Here is a 22,847-nt window from a genome sequence, read left to right on the forward strand (position 1 = left end):
TATAATTTATGAAATAAAACCCAAATTTAGTTAAGATTTTTTATTATCCGTTTATTTTAAGTTTCATTCCCGGTTTTAAATCATCATCTTTTATACCATTCCACTTTTTAATATCTGAAATCGTAACTCCCGGATATTTTTTTGAAATACTGTATAATGAATCTCCTTTTTTAACGTAATAATCTTCACCTAAATTTTTAGCAGATAGTGCTTTCTTTTTAAATGAATCTATAGAAGACGTTGAGGCGATAGCCGTAGTTGCAGTTGTTGTTTCTTCAACAACAGCAGTTTTGGCCACCATTAGAGTTTTTCCTAAACCAATATTATTTGATGTCAGGTTGTTTAGCTCTTTTAAGTCAGCAATAGTCATACCGAACTTTTTAGCAATACTTCCCAGATTATCTCCGGCTGCAACGCTATATTCCTGAGAAGGGACAGTAGTTTTTTCTTTAGTATTGTCTGAAGCTGCAATTGCTTCTTCAGCTGCTTTTTTATCGATTAACGGTGCTTTTAACTCTTTCGGAGATTTAACAATCGAATCGTTAGATTTAATTTTCAGTGTTTTACCCAGAGAAAGTGAATTGGTTTTCAGATTGTTCCATTTCTTTAAGTCCAGTATGGACACATCGTATTTATCTGCAATCGTACCTAAATTATCTCCTTTACGAACTTTATAAAACTGAATATCCTCGGCACTTTTTTCAAGTCTGGCTTTCGATTTAGGGGAAACTTTTAAAGCAAGCTGCTTTGGAAGTCCCTTAAATTCAGACTGATGTTTTACGTAAGCGTAAATTTTATCTTCATTGGAAACAAAAGCGGCGATCTTATCTTTCGGTAAACGTAAGTAGTGTGCTTCGCTTTGATAAAAAGGAACTACGTTTAATTTGTATGAAGGATTTAAAAGTTGAATTTGTGATTGTGGCATGTCTAACAAATCAGCAATTTGTTTGAATGACATTTGAGATTTAACCTGAACCGTATCGGTTTCAAAATTCTTAACCACTGCTCTTTCCGGATTGATTCCGTGTTCTTTATGGTATTCAAAAAGATACATCGTAGCAAGGAAAGCCGGAACGTACCCCTGGGTTTCTTTTGGAAGATGGTTTCGAATGTCCCAGTATTTTGTTTTTCCTCCTGAACGGCGAATGGCTTTTGTTACATTTCCCGGGCCTGAGTTATAAGAGGCCAGAACAAGTTCCCAGTCTCCAAAAATAGTAAACATTTTGGTCATGTATTGCGAACAGGCCGCAGTAGCTTTCAGCGGATCACTGCGTTCGTCAATGTATGAATCGATTTTAAGAGCATATTGTTTTCCGGTTCCGTACATAAATTGCCAGAGACCGGTGGCGCCCATTTTAGAAACTGCTTTAGGATTTAAAGCAGATTCTACAACGGCTAGATATTTAATTTCAAGAGGAACGTTCTGTTTTGCAAAAGCGTCCTCAAAAATTGGAAAGTAATATTCTGATAAAGACATTAAACGTGAGAACGATTTTTTTCGGTTCTTCAGAAACGACTTTATGATGTTTTCAAGGCCCTGATTGTATTCTATTTCAAAAGGTGATTTCTCATTCATGGCCTGGAGACGCTGTTTCAGCAACTCGGTTGGCAGTTCTTCATCTACAGAAACGTCTGAATTGATGGTTTGAATGTCTTTCGTTAAATCATCGTAGATGTCAAGACTTACTAATTCGTTCATCCAGAGACTGTCTACGCGGGTAGCCATATTGTCTTTTTTGAAACAACTCTTTACTGAATCTAAGTACGAGATTTTAACTTCGGGCTTAATCTGAACGTCTGAACTTGCCACATCCTGTGCAAAAGCAGCGATAGAGAAAAAAGCAGAAACCGCTAAGGAAATTTTTCTTACAATCATATAACATTTTATTAAAATCCTATAATTCAAATAATTAGAAGGATTGTATTTTTGCAAACTTAAGGCCTTTGTGGAAGAAAAATATCAAAAAAAATGTTAATTGTGATATTTAGTCTAAAATTGCTGCGATTCCAGGCAGTACTTTTCCTTCCAGCATTTCAAGCATAGCGCCTCCACCAGTGGACACGTAACTCATTTTATCTTCGAAGCCAAATTGCTTCACGGCAGCAACAGAATCACCTCCCCCAACTAAGGAGAAAGCCCCGTTTTCCGTAGCCTCAGCAATATAATCACCAAGTGCGATTGTTCCTTTTGCAAAGGACTCCATTTCGAAAACTCCTAATGGGCCATTCCATAAAATCGTTTTAGATTCCAGGATAACTTTTTTGAAATTTTCCAAAGATTTAGGACCTGCGTCAAGACCTTGCCATCCGTCAGGAATTTCTTTCACATCTACAATTTTTGTATTGGCAGTATTAGAAAAATCATCTGCAGCCACTACATCAACAGGAATGTGAACCTGTACGCCTTTTTCTTTGGCCAATCTTAAAATTTCAAGTGCCAGTTCCTGTTTATCATCTTCACAGATTGATTCACCAATTTTACCACCCTGCGCTTTAATGAATGTAAAAGTCATACCACCACCGATGATCATGTGATCTACTTTGTCAAGAATATTTTCGATAACCGTAATTTTAGAAGATACTTTAGATCCTCCTAAAACTGCCGTTACCGGTTTTTCGCTACTTTTAAGTACTTTATTTAAACTTTCTATTTCTTTTGCCAATAAGGTTCCGAAACATTTTTCAGTTGGAAAAAATTGTGCAATAATAGTAGTAGAGGCATGTGCTCTGTGCGCCGTTCCGAAAGCGTCGTTTACATAGATGTCTCCAAGTGAAGCCAGTTCTTTTGCAAAAGCAACATCTCCTGCTTCTTCTTCAGCATGAAAACGTAAATTCTCCAATAATAAAACTTCTCCAGGTTTAAGCTCTTTTGCTGCAGTCTGAGCCGGTTCTCCAACAGAATCTGTAGCAAATTTAACTTCCACTCCTAAAATTTCTGAAGCCGTTTTCAAAATATGTTTTAACGAATATTTTTCTTCAACACCTTTTGGTCTTCCTAAATGCGACATTAAAATCACACTTCCACCTTGTTCCAGGATAGTATCAATGGTTGGTTTGGCAGCTTCGATACGAGTTGCATCCGTCACCTTAAAATTTTCATCCAGTGGCACATTAAAGTCAACACGGATAATTGCTTTTTTATTTTTAAAATCGAAATCGTTTAAAGTTTTCATTTGATAAATTTTTAATTTTTTTGAAAGAATAACAAATATAGAACTTTTAGAGTAGTATTAAATTTGAAAAAAGCAAAAATAACGGATCAATAACAACGAAAACGTTGTAAATTATGAAAAAAAACAAATTTATATTTAAAAAAGATAAAAATGCTTATTTATAAGTTAACGGTCAAAAACCGGCTTCAAACAGAAGTGTTTCATACTCTTTACAGCATGAAAACTTCGTTTGAAACAGATTTTCAACAGTATACTTTATTAGTCGTGAACAGGACTTTGTGTACAAGGACAGTTACTGATGGACCCTAAGAAATCAAATCCGATTGTGATAGAGTGCGTACCTGTATTGTAGCTTCCAAGATCGTTGAACATTACCTGATACGAATAGGCGAAGTAAAATTTAGACTTCATAAAACCGGCCATAGGCCCCACAGATAATGGTTTTGGAAACTGGTCATTCAGGAAACGATAGGAAACACCAATCCAGTAGTAATCTTCATAACGGTTAAAACGTCTGTATTTGAAGTTGAAATCGGTTGTAGAACGCTGGTCACTTGCAAAATACTGATAGAAAACAGATGGCTCGTATTCGATACGGCTGTTTTCACCATCTTTAAAAACATATCCGGTGTACACCTGATAGTTAGAAAGCAATTCCGGCTCTACTCCTTTGAATTTATCCACGTTTTTCTTCAAAACGTTATTGGCATTAAAACTGATGTAAAAGCTTTTATTACGATACAGCGCACTAATATCAAAGTTATTGTTCGTGTTGTTACGATCTCCAAGCAACGCCGGGTTCAGCGTAACCGGAGGATCATTTGGATTATTACTATTATCAGTGAAGTTTTCTTTTAAGATTCGAAACGTATTAAAGTTATACGAAATACCAAAGGAAAGGTATTGTTTTGACGTATAATCTAAAATAAGGTGATGCGCAAAAGAAACTTTAGCACCCGTTTGTCTCGTATTACCATTGCTGTCATTGTACAATGATATACCAACTCCGGAACGATCCAGCACACGAAAATCGGCGTATACAGACTGGTTATCAGGAGCATCTTTTATTCCGACCCACTGCGTCAGACCATTGGCCCTGATTCGCAGGTTATCACCGATACCGGCATAAGCAGGCGAAAGTATAAAAGGATTATCAGCTAAATACTGTGTAAACACCGGTAGGTTTAGCTCCTGGCTGTAACATGTTGTTACAGCCAGGAGTACTAAGGATAGAATAAATTTTTTCATTGTAATAAATTTTTTAGATAACATCATCGGGGCTATAATTTTGTTATCTGTATAAAGTGAAGTGTCCAACAAACTCTCTTGGATCTTTCTCGTCATTTAGTTTAAGAACATACCAGTAATCACCTGTTGGCAATTCTGCGCCGTTGTATCTACCATCCCATTTCTCACCTACATGATACTTCGCTACTACTCGGCCATATCTGTCGAAAATATCGAAAGTCAGGTTTTTGTATGCTAATGCGCCACAATCAGGACCGATCAGATCAGTACGTCCGTCACCGTCCGGTGTAAAGTAATTCGGCAGACAGAAGTCGTAGAATGTACCCTTCACTGTAGTTCTGAACTCACAACCATTCTGGTCTCTCACCACTACGCTATACTCACCTGTTTTATAGATTCTATAGGTATTTGATGACGTAAATCCTTCATCATTGAAATTGTATTCGTAAGCCGGTACACCACCAGAAGCTTTCACTTCGATAATATTCAGGTCTTTGTTAACAGTTGCCGTAACATCTATTAAATTCAATGGCTGAACAGCATCAATACGAACGGTATTTGTCATTCTCTCGCATCCTTCAAGGACAACCTGAACACTGTAATTACCAGTAGGAAGATTTCTGAATATCGGGTTACCGGTTTGGGTAATTCCTTTAGAAACTCCATCTTCGAATAAAGTATAAACGATAGTCGCTTTTCTGGTATCATCGATACTTGCATCTACCTCAACCGTGATATTATTCACCGGAAGGTCATTCTCACAACTGTAGTTTTCCTTCGCGATCGGGTTTAATTTAACCGGATCCGGTAATTTAAGGAATACCTCATTGGTACATTCGTTAAGATCTTTAACTATTACGTGATATTCAATTCCGCCAGAAAGACCCTGGAAACTAAATGTATTGGCATCAACATCCGGTGCTCTGAAATCAATTGTAACACCATCTCCTGTTATACTGGCCATATATGGTCCCACACCACCTGTCACTTCAACAAATGCAACTCCGTCTTTATCACCGAAACAATATTCCGGAATTTGTGAACTTACAATTTCAGTAACATCTAATGGGTCTGGTTGTTTAACTTCATCCTGGTAATCACGGTAACATCCGTTTGCATCCTGAACTCTTATGGTATAAATACCAGGTTTTAAGTTATCGAAAACATTTGAATCAAAGAACTGTTTAAGGTTTGGATGTAATGCATATACATATGCACCCGTTCCTCCTACAGCGTTAACCGTAATTTTACCATTACTGAATCCGTTACACTTCACATCTTCTACAGCTAATGTTGCAGACAATTCAGTATCCGGCTGTGTAATTTCGATGATCTCGAAAGGCTGCTCACAATCCAGACTTTGTACTGTCACACGGTATTTGCCTACAGCAAGTTCTGTAAATTCACCCGGTGTCAATTGTGTCGGAGCCGGAGTAATTGCATTACCATTTACATCTGTTAAAATGTAAACATAATTCCCTAAACCTCCATTTGCAATAGCCGTAATAGATCCGGATACAGATCCTCTACACTGAATATCCTGGTGCTCATATACTTCCAATGTAATTGCAGGAACTGGTGAGAATTCAACATTCACTTCGGTTGCAGCATTACAATCATTTGAATCTTTTACAAAATACTTGTACGTTACATTTGCCGTGGTTTTTGGTAAATCAATCGTCACTTGTGATACAAATGATGTTGGGTTATAGGTAGTTCCATCCGTACTATAGAAATAAGGACCTGTTCCGCCTGTAGCTTTAAGAATAATTCTTGGCGTAATGGCACAAGTTTCTGTTCTGTCTATAGCTATAGTTGCTTCCACTACGTTTGGCTGGTCAACTGTAACTGTGTTAGATGTTCCTACACAAGTCCAGTCATCAGAAACAGTAACAAAATAAGTTCCTGCACCTAATCCTGCGAATACTTTATCCGGCTGGGCATCTCTGGTAATTACTGTACCGTTTGCCAAAGTTCCGTGTAAGGTATACGTGTAGTTTCCTGATCCGCCTGTAATCGTGTTAACCGTTAACGTAGCATCTGTATCATCATAACAAAGAAGTTTTGTTTTATCTAAACCAACCGTTACATCAATTGGTTTCGGAGCATCTAACTGAATTGGTGCTGACACCTCACAACCGTTAATGTCCTTCACAAATACTACATATGATCCAACTGCTAAATTTTCGAAAACATTTACAGTAGAATATGGTACTGCTTTGGCACCTTCTAATTTATATTGGTATTCACCCGGCCATCCGCCAGTTGCTGATACAGAAATAATACCATCGCTGTTACCGTCTGCACAAGTAATTTGTTTTACACTTGGTGTAAGTAACAATTCTTCTGCCGGACCTTCAATACTAAATTCAGTAGTAACCGGACAGAATGGTGTATTAACTAAAGTAGCTGCTACAGTATATTTCCCTCTGATCAGATTAGCAAGTTTCAGTTCCGTTGATGTCGTAACGCCACTTTGCTGTGTACCTGATTCATGTGTGATAACATAACTAAACACACCTGCTTCATCTGATGGTACAATATTGTCTACTAATGTTAGTGTAACGCTTCCGTTAGTATCACTGAAACAAATAAGGTTTTTCACCTCTGTAGCCACAATTTTGAATGTGTTTGGCTCATTCACGGTATGGTATCTTACGATACTACATCCTGTTACCGGATTTGTCACCGTGATTTTGTACTGACCCACATTTAATCCTGCAAATAATCCTGTTGGACTAGAGGTAAGCGGGTAAGTATTTGGAGCAACACCTTCGATTGTATAATCTAAAGCTGGCAACGTTCCTTTTGTATTAATTGCAGTAACCTGAATTGACTCTGGGTCTTTACAAGTTATTTTAGTTACATCGATTTTTAAATCATCAATATCTGCATATGGAGCAATAATCACACTGTTAGACTGTGCCTGACAATTGTTGCTGTCGTAAACCGTTACGGTGTACGTTCCGCCTAAGTAATCAAATTCCGTAAACGTATTTCTATCGTCTTTCTGAACTGATTTACCATCTCTGAAGAATTCATAGATCAGGTAGTTACCTGAACCACCAACAACAGAACCCGGAGTTACGGTGATCGTCGCAAATTTAACTGCATTACTGCCCGTGTTACAAACATATTGCGTAACCGCCGGTAAACCTATCGCCATTACAGCTGGCTCGGCAACAGTAATTGTTGCTGTACCTGAACATCCTCTTCCTGACAATACGGTTACGGTATAAAGTCCGTACGGTAAGTCTTTGAAAACAGGAGATTCCTGCGCTGGTCTAGGCGTAAATCCTGCCGGACCTGTTAAACTATAGGTATAAACAGGGTTATTATTTGAAGTTGCAATGGCTACAGTGATTGTACCATCTAAACCATCTTTACAAGAAACAGCTGTTGGAGTTAAAATAATTCCGGTTACATCTGTTGGTTTTTCTATTTCGATATCAAACTCTTTTTCACATAAAGTAACAATATCTCTTACTTTAAATTTGTATACAGCAGGAGCAAGGTCTGTAAAGACAGGACTCACCTGGCTTGTAACCCAGTTGTCTTTCGTATATACATAACTGTTAGCTGGTAAAACCGTACCGCCTTCAGCATGTAAAGTAATTTCTCCTGTTGCCGTGTTACAATCTGACATCACCGTTATTTCTCCACTTAGTGTAAGAGGTTCCAAAACAGTAACCGGTGTAAGAGCTGTTGTAGTACATTGATTTGCATCTTGTACGGTAACGGTATATTGTCCCGGAGAATAAACGATAAAGAAATTATCTGTTGTAAATGGTCCGTTGTCTAAACTGTATTGTAAAGTTCCAACTCCGGTGGCCGTAACATCAATTCTGTATCCTGAAGCGCTGTCACACTGGCTCGCTACTTTTACATCTTTAATGGTCGGTTTAGGATCTAATGAAACATTTACTGTTACATGATCAAAACAACCTTTCGCATCTTTTACATACACATCCCACGCATCAAATAATGGGAACACTTTCGTTGTTACAATTGTTTTTGTCGGAGACGGCGTATACACTAAAAGCGCTGTACTTGTTCCCGCAGGAGCAAATGCATACATAAATCCAGGAGTACCACCAACAATTGTTGAAGGATCTACCGTCAGTACTGCTCCGTCATTGTTACAGTTTTGGTTTACATTGTCCACTTTTAAACCTGCCAGGCTTAATACCGGAGGCTGTGTAATATCGACAGGGTTTGAATCAACTGTACATTCAGGGTAAGCTGTTTGTGTAATTCTAACAGTATAATTATCTCCAAAAGGAAGTCCCGTAATTGTAAACGGATTACCTGTTGCAGCATTTCCTGTTCCAGAAGCACCCGGCACGGCAGTATTAGCTGCATCGTAAACCTGGTAGGTAAATGCACCTGTATAATTGGTTATGCTCACGGTAATTTCTGCATCGCTGAAACCATTACAGCTTACCATTTGAGACGCTGTCGCAATCACTTTCATAGTATTGAATAACGGAACGTTATATACATTAGAAAGAATGAAACAATCTGTCGTTTTATCAATTACTTTAAACTGATAGAAATGACCTGCATCCGGTGCTGTATAGTCAAATGTATTACCTGTTACAGGAATAGCAGAAGCAAACAGAATACCATCTTTATAAACGTCATATTCAAAATTAGCCGGAACAGATCCGCCTGCGATAACGACGTTAATAATTTCTCCTGCATTCTTACAATCTGCTTTAGTATCTAAAGTAGCTGTAGCAGAAATCAATTTAGGGAATGGGTTTACCGGAACTGAAATAGAAGCGATACATCCGTTACCATCTTTCACATAATAGACTGGATTTTGAACTGATCCGTTATCTATCACATTAAAAGTATTTGTTGTTTTCCAGTTCGATCCGTTATCACTGTAAGTATAATCTGTAATCAGATTAGTTCCTTTTCCACCTGTACCTGTAACCGTAACTACAGTTGCATTTAGGGTGTTTGTTCCTGAACATTTAAACGGTGTCACTAAGTATGAAGCCACAACCGGAGTTGGAGGATTGATAATAACGGTGTCTGTCGCCGGACAATCTCTTCCTGATGTTACAGTAACTGTATAAGTACCTGCAATTAAATCTTTGAATAAAGGATTGTTCACCTGCGTAACCACCAGACCACCAGCCGGCACTGTACGTTGAATCGTGTACCTGTAATCCGGATTGTTGTTAGACGGAGGCAAATTAAATAAAATCGAACCATCGCCTACAGTTCCCTGAGTTCCTGAACAACTTGGTGAAGTTGGTGCAGCAGTAAATACAACCGGAGTCGGATCTAACATTACTACAGCAGGAATCGGATACGCACACCCTCTTGAATCGTATACTGTAAATACATAACTACCAGCAGCTGTTACAGTGTAATCAGAGAAAGCCGGGTTTGTAAATACCACTGGTGCAGAAGCTCCGGCACCATTAATATTTACCGTGTAAGTGTAAGCCGGATATCCGCCAACAGCACTCACTCTGATTGTTCCGTCAGCAGCAAGACCTGCACAATAAAGGTCTTTTCTGTTTTCCGCAGAAGCGAAAAGCTGACCGTTAATCTTAGTTGTTATAGCATCTGTACAACCAAATTTATCTCTAACCGTAATGGTGTAATCACCAGGTTTCAGATCTGTAAATGATCCTGAAGTTTGCCAGTTTGTACCATCAATACTAAATTCGTATGGTGTTACAGGATGTGGCGTACCTACAGAAGTAGCACTTACATTGATTGTTGTTGTATTATCATTTACATAGCAGTAATTAGAAGCATCTATTGCAATTGTTGGTTTAACAGGAGTTGTTAAACTAAACGAATCTGTTACTTCACAACCATTACTGTCTTTTACAGAAATGTTGTAGGTACCTACTACAGTAAGACCGGCAAAAATTCCATCTGTATTTGTTTTAACAGTTGCACCCTGAGTTAAAGTGTACGTATAATCACCCCAACCGTCAACAGCTGTAATTGTTACGGCTCCAAAAGTAGTACAACCTAATGGTGTAACCACTTTAGTTGCTGATAGCGGAGCAGGTGGTGCAGCAATGTCAAATCCTAATGGCAATGCCATAGAACAGCCCGTTACATCATCATATACCGTAAGGGTATGATTACCGCTTGACAATCCTGTTAAATTAATTGTTGAAGCTGTTAAGTTATTTACAGCTGGATCTGTATCTAATATATAGTGGTATGTTCCCGGAGCAGCTGAACCAAAGCCCGATACGAAGAAAGTAGCTTTCCCGTCTGTAGCCGTAGCACAGGTTATTCCAGTTGTGGATTGCTCCACTACGTTGATTTTGATTACATCTTTTACAGTATACGGAGCCTGATCTTTACAGTTTCTGGAATCCGTCACTTCAAAGATATAGTCACCAGCAGGTAAACCTGTGAAAAGACCAGAGTTTAAACCTGATATATTTCCTGCCTGTGCAACCGGCGAAATGATTTTATAAGTAGAAGTTCCAATTCCATTGGTACTTACCACCTGAACATCACTTGTCGTTGCCAGACATGTAATAGTAGTTTGTGTAAATGCCGGTTCATTAAATACAGGCGGATCTAATTTAAGGATATCCACAGTACCTGATTTAGAACAGCTATTTGCATCTCTCACACTGAATGGAATATTCAGCTGATCGCTTCCCGTATCAATAACATTGTACGTCGTCTGAGTACTGAAATCACTTCCGTTAAAACTATATTCAATAGTTCCTGTACCTCCACTTGCAGATAAAACAACCTGAGCGTCTACTCCCACATTACCAGGACCACACGTTAAAGGTGTAATAACCGGGGCAATGAAATTAACCTCTGTTGGTTCCCCTAAAATTACAGAACTGGAAACTTCACAACCTAAATTATCTTTTACAATAAACGGGTAAGCTGTTGCACTTGCAGTAGCCGTATACGTATCGTTTGTAGAGAATCCTAAATTATTGAAATTATACCTGTAAGGTCCTTGTCCTCCAGTTGCCGACAATACAATAGTACCTGTACCACCAAAACATAATGGCTGTATCGGATTAGCTGCCGGTACAATTGGTACAATAGCTTCAATTGTTACTGCATTTGTACTTACAGGGCAACCATTTACATCTGTAATTCTGAAGATATAAGTATCTGCAGCTCCTGAAGGCACTGCGTAATCGAATGCTGTTACTCCGGCAACAACAGTTGTCGCAGGCGTTATTGTAACGAAACCAGCAATTCCTTTCTTAACTTCATATGTATAAGCCGGTGTACCGTCTTTAATTTCAACATGAATAACAGCGTCTTCCACTACAGTTCCTGTAACCGAACAAGCTAATACTTTTCCAATAGATGCTATTGCAGATGGCGTTGCATTTATGTTTAGATTAGTTGGCAGTGCCTGAGAACAATTGTTTTTGTCTATTACTACAAAAGTATGTGGTCCTGAATTAAGACCTAAAGCAGTGTAGCTTAGTCCTGTAACCGGAACCGGAGTACCGTTATCAACACTTACTTTATATGGACCCATTGTAGGTACCGGATCTGTTATATTCACCGTAACTTCAAATGCGCCTTCTCCTGCACAAAAAGTAGTAAAGTCAACGTTAAATACCGGAAGAGGATCCTGAATAACTTTAACAGTTGCACTTGTAATACAGTTGTTTGCATCTTTAACCCATACCAAATAATCTCCTGAATTAACAAAGAATGTATTGGTACTGTGGATCGGCAGGAATGATGCTGCTGTTGGTTTTGGATCGTCAGCGTCACCAATTGCTCCTGTATCTGTAATGATTTGGTATAAATAAGAACCTGCTCCACCTTTACCCTGCGCGGTAACAATACCGGCGTTTGGATTACAATTGGCATTTCCAAGTGATGATGCCAATAAGGTTAATGGTGTTGTGGATTCTTTTATTTCGAACATTGTCGAAGCAGACTGACAACCGTCAATAGTTCCGCCTCTTTCTGTGAATACAATATAATATCTTCCCGGTACTAATGTTCCAGGACCTGCTGAAGGATATGTAACTGTAAATGGTGCAGCTACCGGTGCATTTAATAAAGGACTGATCACAGCATTATCCTGATCTCTGAAAATCTGATAATCTACAGATGTTGTAGTAGCGTGTTGTCCTGTAATAGTAAAGGTCACTCTACCATCACCAAGTCCCTTACAAGTAACATTCTGAGGAGTTGGAGTACCCACTAACGTAGAAGCTGATGGAATTGGTCCGGCCGCAGATTTTAAGAAGTAACAGTTTGTAGTTAAATCGTGTACCACAAACGTATACGTAACACCAGGGATCAGCGGGTTAAATGTTTTAACATTTCCACCTACTACATCCGGTCCTGAATAATTGTTTGAATATGGCGGTGTATTAAATTCTAAGATACCAAATTCATAGTTTCCACTACCTACCGACGCAACAGCCGTAACAGTTGCAGTTCCTCCTGTTGTACAAGTCGATGGTGTAGTCGTAACATCAATCACCAAGTCGTTTGGTGGAGAAGCCATTACCTCTTTCTTTTCTACAGAGCAGCTATTAGCATCCCTAACTTCTACCGTATAGATACCAAAGTCAATAATGTCAAACTTCCAATTTTCTTTGGTAGTTGTAGTATGAGAAGCTGTATATCCGAAATTATTACTAATATGATAGGTATATTGTCCCGTTCCACCAGCAGCATTTATCACTGTGATTGAACCTAAAGTTGAACCCGGAGGTGTCGACGACGGATCACATTCTATGTTTTCAATAGCCGTATCAAAAGTAATAGGGTCCGGAGCGATAACAAATGCCTGAGCAGCTCCTGTTCCAATACAGCCTTTAGCATCACGAACCTGATAGGTATATCCTAAACCTGCTCCCGGTGCTCCAGGTAGATCTGTAAAATAACCCGAATCATTACTGGTTACCCAATTGTCAATAGTATACTTAAACGGACCAACTCCACCTGAAGTTACCGTCACTTTTATGGTTCCTTCTTTAGATAAGGTACATAATGTTCCTGTTGCTACAGCACTTACAACTGGTAGTACTGGTACAGTAACTTTTACCGGAACTGTACTTTCTGCAGAACATCCGTCAGAGGTAACCTGGAAATAATAATCTCCCGGCGCTGAAGTATTGAATACATTACCCGGTAAAGCAACATATGTTCCTCCTAAACCTAATTTATACCAGTACGTATATGCAGCACCTCCGCCTGAAGCTGATAAGGTAACTTGTGCATCTGTAGTGGTAAATGGCGGAACGGCTGTACAGGTAACATCTTTTTCAGATTTAACTGTAAGTTTTAATTGATTATTAATAATTAAAGGAAAAACGGCAGATATACATCCGTTTGCATCTTTAACCGTTAAGTTATAAGTACCAGGACCGGAAATAGTTTTACTTGGGTTTGAAGAGTAAACTCCATTCACACCATAAGCTATTGTTGAACCTGTGAAAACAGTTCCGGACATCACAATAGTAAGCGAACCTCCTTTGTAACACGTTACCGGTATTGGGTCAACGGTTGGTACTGCATCTCTCACTACTGTAAATGATGTCGTTGCAGGACAGCCTTTTGCGTCTCTTACAAATACATTGAAAGTTTCCCCGTCTACAAGTGTGTTTCTTGAGAAAACACCTGTTGTGTTATAATCTGCAGGGTAAACCGGTGCAGGAGTTCCTGCTTTTGCAGAAACAACAGCATAATATAAAGTACCTGTACCTCCCGTAGCGGTTACTGTAATCGCTGTATTCGGTTTGTCACAGTACACTTTTGTACCTGATGCCGCTGTAATTGTGATTGCAGTTGGGTTGGCAAGGTTTACAAAAGCTGTGTTAGTACATTTTGTCGTTGGGTTGGTAACGGTAATCGTATAAGTTGTCCCTCCAGGTAAATTAGTGAATGTAACCACATTACCTGCCTGAGAACCACCTGTAATAGTGGCATTAGCCGTGTTTTTCAGAACGTATGTAAATCCGGTTGAATTTCCTCCAACATTGAATTTAATAGATCCGTCTGAAGCATTATTACAAGATACTGCACTAACCAAACTACCGCTTACGGTAATTGGAACTACATTATCAATCGTGAAATCTCCATCTTTTATACAACCGTTATCATCGGTAATTCTAAAGAAATATTTCCCTGGGGATAAATTTGCAAAGGTATAATCCTGAGTAGTAATACCCGTTACGACCGGAGTTGCCGGAGCAATTGCAGCCGTTGTACTGGTTATTTCAAATTTAAATGGTGCTACACCGTTAGTAACGGTAACTTTTAAATCGGTATCTAATTGAGCAGCGTCACAGCTAATAACATTTGCCTGTGCAAAAGCTAAAGCTGTTGGCGGGTTTAATGTATTTATTGTAGCAGATGCTGGTGCCGTACAGCCATTTTTATCTATTACTGTAATACTTACAAGACCAGGAGTGCTTGTTGTAAATGTATTTGAATCTACATAACCGTTTCCGTCTCCGTAATCGTATTTATATTTTCCTCCTGTAAACGGAGTTCCATTAATTGCTGTTACTGTAATAGTAGCCGCTTGTGGAGCATTTGCAGTTCCGCATTTTACTTTTGTTGCTAAAGCTGAAGCTGTCAATGCAATAGCAGGCTCTGTAATGGTAACCGGGAGCGGTGCAGAAATACAACTTTTAGCATCTGTAACTGTAACAGAATAAGTTCCGGCTTTGATACCTGTAAATACATTATTCGTTTGTGTAATTACAGCTCCCGTCGTTGGCGCAGTAGGTGTTAATACATAGGTATACGTTCCTGCTGCCGGGTTTGTTGTTACCGTAACAGTTCCTGTAGCATCTCCTTTACATTTTACATGAGCCGGAGTGGCAGCAGTAACTACTGGTTTTACAATTGCATTTATCTTCTGACTTACAACGGTCGTACAATTTTTACTATCTGTAATTTCAAAATAATAAGTAGCAGCAGCACCAGCCGGATATGTAAACGAAGTTTGTCCCGCTGCAAGTGTCGTATAAGCACCTGTAAATGGAGCACCTGTAGTATTTACTCTGTATTTATAGTCCGGGTAACCCGCTGTAATATTATAAACTCTGATAGTGGCACCTGGCGTAGCAAGTGAACAATCTAAATCTTTGTCTAAAGTAATGCTTGCTGCTATTGGCGAAGCAATAGTTGTAGCCGGTAAATTAATAAAACAACCTGTAGAAGTATCTGTAACTTTAATAATATAACTTCCCGGGATTAATCCTGTGAATGTTCCGTTATTCTGGGTTACACTTCCAAGTGTATAGGTATAATTTGGTGCTGCATTAGGCGTTACTTTTATAGTAGCTCCTAAAGCACTAGAACAAAAATCTGATGTAACAGTATCTATACTGGCCGTTGGATTAACTTTAGGGTTAATCGTGAAGTTTTGCGTTTTAGTACATCCGTTTAAGTCTGTTACTACTACTTTATAGTCTCCCGCTGCTAATCCTGTAAAAGTATTAGTCGTTTGATTCACAACAGCTCCTGCAGGAGTTACCGGAGTCAATTCATAATTCTTATATGGTGTCCAGCCGCCTACTGCATTTATGACAGCCTGACCTAAACCATTACAAGTAACATGAGTTAAAGTAGGAGCATTTAATGCTAAAGCTGCAGTCGGAGCCAAAATAGTTACGGTCTGTTGTGCAGAACATGTAGTAGAAGTATTTGTTACTGTAATCGTATGTAAACCAGGACTCAATGTTGCTACCGGAATATCAAAAGAAGTTCCTGTTGCAGGAGATGTTCCTGTTACAGCCGGTCTTGTATCAACTACATAAGAATAATTTGTACCATTACCCAATCCTGTAACTGTAAATATCGCACTACCATTGGTATCGCCAAAACATACGATATCAACTTGAGATTTGAATGTTACTGCAATAGTTGGTAATGCAGATATAAATATAGTTTCTTCGAATTTACAATTGTTCGCGTCTTTTACTTCAAATTTATAAGAAACACCAGCCGCTAAACCTGTAAATACATTTGATGTCTGGTAAGTACCAACCGTCGGTAAAAGCATTCTGTATTGTAAGCCAGCAGTTGGTAAAAGTACACCAGCCGCATTTTTCACATCTGAAATGGTTACGCTGGCCGTATTACTCGGACAAGTTACTTTCGAAGGCGTAAGCGTCATCGCTGCCGGTGGATTCAATTTAGTAATTGTTCCCGCTGGTATTGTAACCGAACAGCTTTTCGAATCTGTAATTGTAACCGTGTAAACACCTTCTGTACTTAAATTATTAAATACAAGCGTTCCTTGTGGTCCGGCATATTTTACACCGTCTTTCAATAAAGTATACTGGTAGGAACCATTTCCTCCACTAACACCTGAAACCGTAATTGTTGCAGGATTATCACAATTGTATAAAGGAGCCATCGTAGCTGTACCTTTAATTACATCTGGTTGGAAAACTTTAAACGAATAGGATTGCTCACACTTCTGTGCATCCTGTACAATATAAGTATAAGTCGTTCCTGCAATAGAACCGGCTAATGATCCGTATGTAGTGGTAGAGGTAAAAGCACCTGTACCATTAAACTGATATTTAAACGGAGCTACTCCAGTTAATGGAGTAATCGTAACGCTTCCGTCAGCGGCACCATTACACGATACATTGGTAACTTGTTCTTTTGCAGTTACGGCAATTTTAGAATTAACAATTGCGTCAACCTTAAATGGACAATTTTTTACATCTGTAATTTCAAAAGTATAGGTTCCTGAAGTACTCGTTGAATAGGTAAATTTAGGACCTGCAATACTACCACTTGTAAATAATGTGGTGGCACCTTTTTTAACTACATATTTATAAGGTGCATAACCTCCTGAAATAGAAACTTCTATAACTGCATTTGGTGCAGTGGTATCACAGCTTAATGGAGTAGTTGTTAACGCATTTGCTGTTAATTTACCTTCAATTTTTTGACTTACTGCTGTAGCATCACATTTGTTGCTGGTATCTGTAATCAAAAAGTCATAGGTTCCTGTTGCAGTTGCCGTATACGTAAATGTTTTGCCTGGAAAAGTAGCAGTTGGATTACCATATCCCGCTCCATTTATATTTACCTGATAATAGAATGGACCAACACCTTTAGTAATATTTACTGTAATCAGCGCGCTGGTACCGTCAAAACATAAACCTGTATTGGAAACAATCTCTGCTTCCGGTCTAACAGGGTCAGCAATAATAAAATCTACATTTTTGGTGTTTGGACATAAATTAGCATCTGTTCCGGAAACGGTATAAGAACCCGGTGCAACACCTGTTATCGTTCCGCCATTAACCGGGAAAGCCGTCGTTACTTTTGTAACCGTGTTGGTAAGTGTTAAGGTGTATGGTTTCACTCCACCTGTGGCACTAGCTGTAACTGTAGCACCATCTTTACAAAGCGCTACACTTGGAGAAGCACTTATAGAAAAGGCGGACTCTGTCTTAATTGTGGTTGGTAAACTAACAATACAAGGATTTGGTGATGGTGCTTTTGGATCATCGTATCTTACACGCACATCATACAATCCGGCATCTTTACCAGTAAAATCAATTTGGGCAACTGTAGACTTAACCCAGTTAGCGCCACCGTCTATCGTATAATAGAAACCTTTAAGCGGATCGAAATTTTTAGCTATAATACTAAATGCACCGTCTTTAGATCCGTTACATTTTATATGAGTAAGTCCCAGAACTTCGGCAGTAAAACCTTTACTGTCTTCTACTACCACTTTAAGTTTTTGCTCAGACAAACATGATTTTGGTAACTGACGTACCCAGATATCATCAAGAACTAAATCGTTACCACTAAATACTTCACTACCGGAACGAACCACGAAAGTTAGGTTCTTATTATTTCCCGGATTCATCTTGATACTAATCGGTACCCATTTTCTTCTGTTCGGATCATTTGAAGGAGCTGCAATTTCTCCCGTATCATCTCTGGCCACAACATTACCTAAAGCGTCAATTAATTCCACTCTGATAATAGGCGCAGCAGAACTGTAACCCGGATTTAATAAGTTTCCAACATAAAAATCAACAATTATATCCTGATTTTCAATAACATCCACAATAGGTTTACTATATAAAATACCGTATTTACCTGCGGCATTACCAATATTTACCAATAAAAATCTTCCATCAGGATCTCCTGTATTGTCCAGGTTATTTGGATTTGTTGTATGGTCTTTAAAGTGGAACCATGCACCTGAATTATTGCTTGATGGATCATCACCTCTCCAGAAGAAACTTGCTACTGAATAGGCATTATCTTCTACAGATCTACTTGGTGTTCCATTAGGAAATTTACACTGATAAGGAGGGTTAACTCGCTGGTCATTAAAACAATATGCTGCTGCAATACCAGGTGATTTGGTTGGCGGTCCGCTACCAAAATCTTCTTTTAACAAATTACTGAACGTTGGAGAAGATACCAGTTTGTATTTTACAATCACATCGTAGGTACCAACCGGAAGATCTTTAAAGACATTCGGTGGTACATTTGTATTTAAGGCTGTACCTAAATAATATTCATATTCATAGGTAGTACTAGGATCCGTTTTTACAGTTACTGTTGTTGTTCCTTTACCGTCACAAGTATAGTTTGTGGTTTGGATAAAAACAGGATCAGATGGTTTTGGCTCAAGGATAATGCCCTCCATAGGGAAAACACAACCGGCAGCATCCTTAATATATAAAGTATAAGGAGTCGCCTTTGGATTTACCCACGCAAAATTATCTGTAATATATGTAATTCCGCCATCAAAACTGTATCTGTATAAATTTGGTGCAGGAAAAGGTATTCCTCCCTGAGGATTGGTAATTCTTACCATTCCCTGATCTACATTACCCGGAGGTCCGCAACCGGATAATTCGGCTACTCCTGCAGAAGCTGTCAACGGATCTGCAGCTCCCCCAATAACTACTTTTCGAACGGCATCAAAACAGTCTTCCGCACCGTAAGTATATTTTACGATTACATCATAAGTACCCGGAGCTAAATTAGTTGTTGGTAATGTGGTATATGCTCCGTTATTTACATTATAAGAAACTGCATAACCTGAATTTGTTGGTGTAACCACCATATCAATCTGACCACCTTTGTCACCATAACATTTACCATCCGTTCCTTTAATGTCTACGGTTGGTTTCGGTGTGTCAGGGATAGTAACTTTTAAGGCAAAAGTACAGTTATTATAATCTGTAACAATTACATTATATATTCCGCCGGTCGGCAATGGTCTTATAACCGGGATTTTAGGATTTTTTCCGTAATCCACTCCGTTTACATTATAATTGTAGGATGGAGGAACGCCTGGAATTAAAGTTCCGCCTGTTGGTAAAATTTCAAATTCACCATCTCCGCAGGCAAGCGTTTTATTAATCTTGTAAGTTGCTGTCAATGATTTATCGAATATTTCGACAGTCTGCATTTCAAAACAACCGTTATTAGCAGGAAGTGCCAGTGAATTGTTGGCGTAAACCTCTACATCATATTTTCCGGGAGCTAAACCTGTAAAAAGCTTATAATTCGGGAATGAAATTTTTCCTGAATTTTCTACTACTGTATTCGTTCCTGCAACTTTTACTATAAATTGGTAATCTCCGGGTGCCTGATTTGCAGTAGCTCTAATAGTACCATCAGATCCCTTACAAAGAGCATCCGTAGGCACTACAGTTGCAGAGAAAATAGTTTTTACGATTGTTAACTTAACCGTAAAAGGACATGAAGACGTTTGTGGGTCCGGTGCTGTTTGTTTTACGGTTACCTCATAATTGCCTTCCGGAAGATTATCAAACACATTTGAAGTTTGGAAATCAGTTCCGTTAATACTATAGGTATAACCTGTATTTGGCAACGGATTTGTAACCGTTATTTTTCCGGGCGTTGAACAAGTTACATCGTCCTTTTTAGCTTTTACATCTAAAGGATTCTGGAAAACACTAAAATAAAACGTGTTCACACAGTTATTACCGTAACTTACGATAACCCTGAATGCCCCGGATTTATTTGCCGTGAAATTCGGTCCATCCGGTGCTGCCTGTGTCCAGTTTACAGCATCTTCGTACGCACAACTTGCAGGAAATCCTGTAGGTGGTACATCTGTAGAAACCTGCCATTTAATACTGGTGGCTCCGGCAATATTGGTTTTGATTTCTCTGGTGTCTGTCAGACCACACAAGAAAATCTTTGGGAATTCCTTATTATCGTTGGCACAAAGGTAAGGTCTTTTTGTAGCCGGGTCTATATTACTGGCATATGGACTAACCGGATTATCATTGGCACCTTTTGCATAATCTTCAACAGTATAGGTTTGAAGAATACCTTTACAATCCGGATTACCTCCTGTTTGTACCGTGTAGACTCCTGCTTTTATAACTGTAATTTGTTGTGTAGTTCCAACTACTTTTCCAGTCTCATCTTTCCACACATAAGTAGTATATCCATTGGCTGCTTTTAGAATGGCGCTACCACATAATGATACTTTTCTTTGGAACAAACAATCACTGATTCCAACCAAAAAGTTAGTTGAAGTCGGATCACCTACAAGACATCCTGTATTAAAGGAATAACTTCCGTCTCCATAAGGCTGTCCGTTGTTGGTTGGGTTTTCGGTACCAAAATAACGCGAAGTTGCAGTGTTCTGGATTTTATTAGAACAGGCATCAACCAATTCGTTACAATCCGCAACAACCTTAACCCTGAATATGATTTTATATTTAGAACCTGATTTTACAACTAGTTTATCATCGACATTAAATACTATTGTTCTTGTGGCTGCGTTATAAGAAGCAACTGAAATACCATTATCCATAAAAATAATGTCGCTGGGACGATTAAAAATTACATTTTGTGGTAATATATCTGTAATCGTTAACGTTTTTGCATTGTCATTCCCCACATTCTGGAATCCGACCTCATAACGCATTTCCTGGCCTAAAGTCACATCAGCACCATTTAGGTCATATTCCGTTACTCCGTCGGCACGAACGCCTCTTACTACTTTTGTTAATACAATCTTTGGCTCAATAATATCAACAGCAAAAGTGGTCAGGAAGGCTCCGTAACCATCACCATTCGTCGTTAATTTAAGTGCTCCCTGCGTTTCACTATTTCCTAATATTTTATTTCCGGTATTATCAATATCAACATTGTCAATATCAAAACCTAAAGTGTTTTCACTATTAGGGTTTCTGTTCTTGACATACGCTCCCCCTTTTGATATGGAAGAGTTGAAAAAATTATCCTCATCACTTTTTATCGGAGTAAGCGTCATGTCTTTCGGATTGACCGCATCCCAAATTTTCGTAAACAGTTTTGTCGGACTTGCCGGTGGTGGTGCACCCCCTCTAAACTGAAAAGAATCCCCTTTTAAACCTCTGTCTCCTTCTAAGGCAGAAACACCAATTTTGGCATAAACAGGCAAAGTTCCCGGTAAGGTTTTAAAACCCGAAACAGGAATATTCAATACATCTGAACCCTGCACCCCTGCATAACCATCAAAAACCGAAATGAATTTACTCGGTAGTGAAGGGCTTTCGTAAATAACAACCAAAGTCCATCCTCCTCCGCTTCCTCCTTGTCTTTTTCCTCTTGTAGCTCTAATGTCAGCCACGGTATAAGTACCATTAGCATCCAGTACACCAGCACCATTCTTAACAGCCTGTAACTGTTTTGTAACATTTTTGTAACAGATAATTGGTGAATCTTTAAAGGACTGCGTATCTGCCGGACCATAATAGTGGTAACCATCAAAAATGATATCATCTTCGTCTCCTGCCGGATCTGCTGCATTATCTGCAGTTAAAACCTCGTAAGTGTTACTACCGGGAACTTTAAACTTAATCTGGTTCCAGTCGCTCAATCTGGGTGTCCCTACGAAAAATTGACTAGCATCAGTTCCTACTTCATTAGGGTAACAAGAGGCCCAGTATAAACCTGCATAAGCGATAGATTTACAACTATTGTCAATTAATAAATTTGCACTACTTGAACTAAAGGTTCCTGGATCACCATCAATATCTATATAGACTGCTGTTTGAGCATTATTGTCGGCACCTCCATTATACGGTACTGCCAGGCCTTGTCCGGTAACAATACTATTTCCAATTAAAAGGATGTCTCCTTTTACCTGCATACTTCCTCCGTCTAACCTTGGTTTAAAAGGTTTAGGAATCTGTGCATAAATTGTAGTGGTAAAACACAAAAACAACAGCATACCAAGAATTGTCTTGGCCGTTGTTGCTTTTACAAATAAAGGCTGCAATTGTGCATCAAAAAGTGAAGCATTACGCTTTTCAAACTGATTTTGAATATCAGAAACGATGTTTTTGATAAAAGTAAAAACAGTTTTTACTGATTTAAAAGTAGTAGGTTTTTCCATAGTCATCTTTTTGTTTACTTACACTTCATTCCCTAAGGGGCATTAGAAAATAAAATTAT

At 38.8% G+C, this 22,847-nt stretch carries 4 protein-coding genes; all 4 read right to left on the bottom strand.

Going from position 1 to position 22,847, the window contains the following annotated elements; all coding sequences use genetic code 11:
- Positions 1–43: 43 nt before the first annotated feature.
- Positions 44–1,876, bottom strand: a complete 1,833-nt coding sequence (locus D0817_RS08800) for a LysM peptidoglycan-binding domain-containing protein (RefSeq protein WP_127338032.1) — start codon at positions 1,874–1,876, stop codon at positions 44–46.
- Positions 1,877–1,985: 109 nt separating this feature from the next.
- Positions 1,986–3,173, bottom strand: a complete 1,188-nt coding sequence (locus D0817_RS08805) for a phosphoglycerate kinase (RefSeq protein WP_127338033.1) — start codon at positions 3,171–3,173, stop codon at positions 1,986–1,988.
- A 258-nt stretch (positions 3,174–3,431) separates the two neighbouring features.
- On the bottom strand, positions 3,432–4,421 hold the full coding sequence (locus D0817_RS08810) for a PorP/SprF family type IX secretion system membrane protein (RefSeq protein ID WP_238160846.1): 990 nt from the start codon (positions 4,419–4,421) through the stop codon (positions 3,432–3,434).
- Between the two features lie 43 nt (positions 4,422–4,464).
- On the bottom strand, positions 4,465–22,788 hold the full coding sequence (locus D0817_RS08815; protein ID WP_161568421.1) for a T9SS type B sorting domain-containing protein: 18,324 nt from the start codon (positions 22,786–22,788) through the stop codon (positions 4,465–4,467).
- Positions 22,789–22,847: the final 59 nt, after the last annotated feature.

It is taken from the genome of Flavobacterium cupreum (genome assembly GCF_003996965.1).
Lineage (GTDB): Bacteria > Bacteroidota > Bacteroidia > Flavobacteriales > Flavobacteriaceae > Flavobacterium > Flavobacterium cupreum.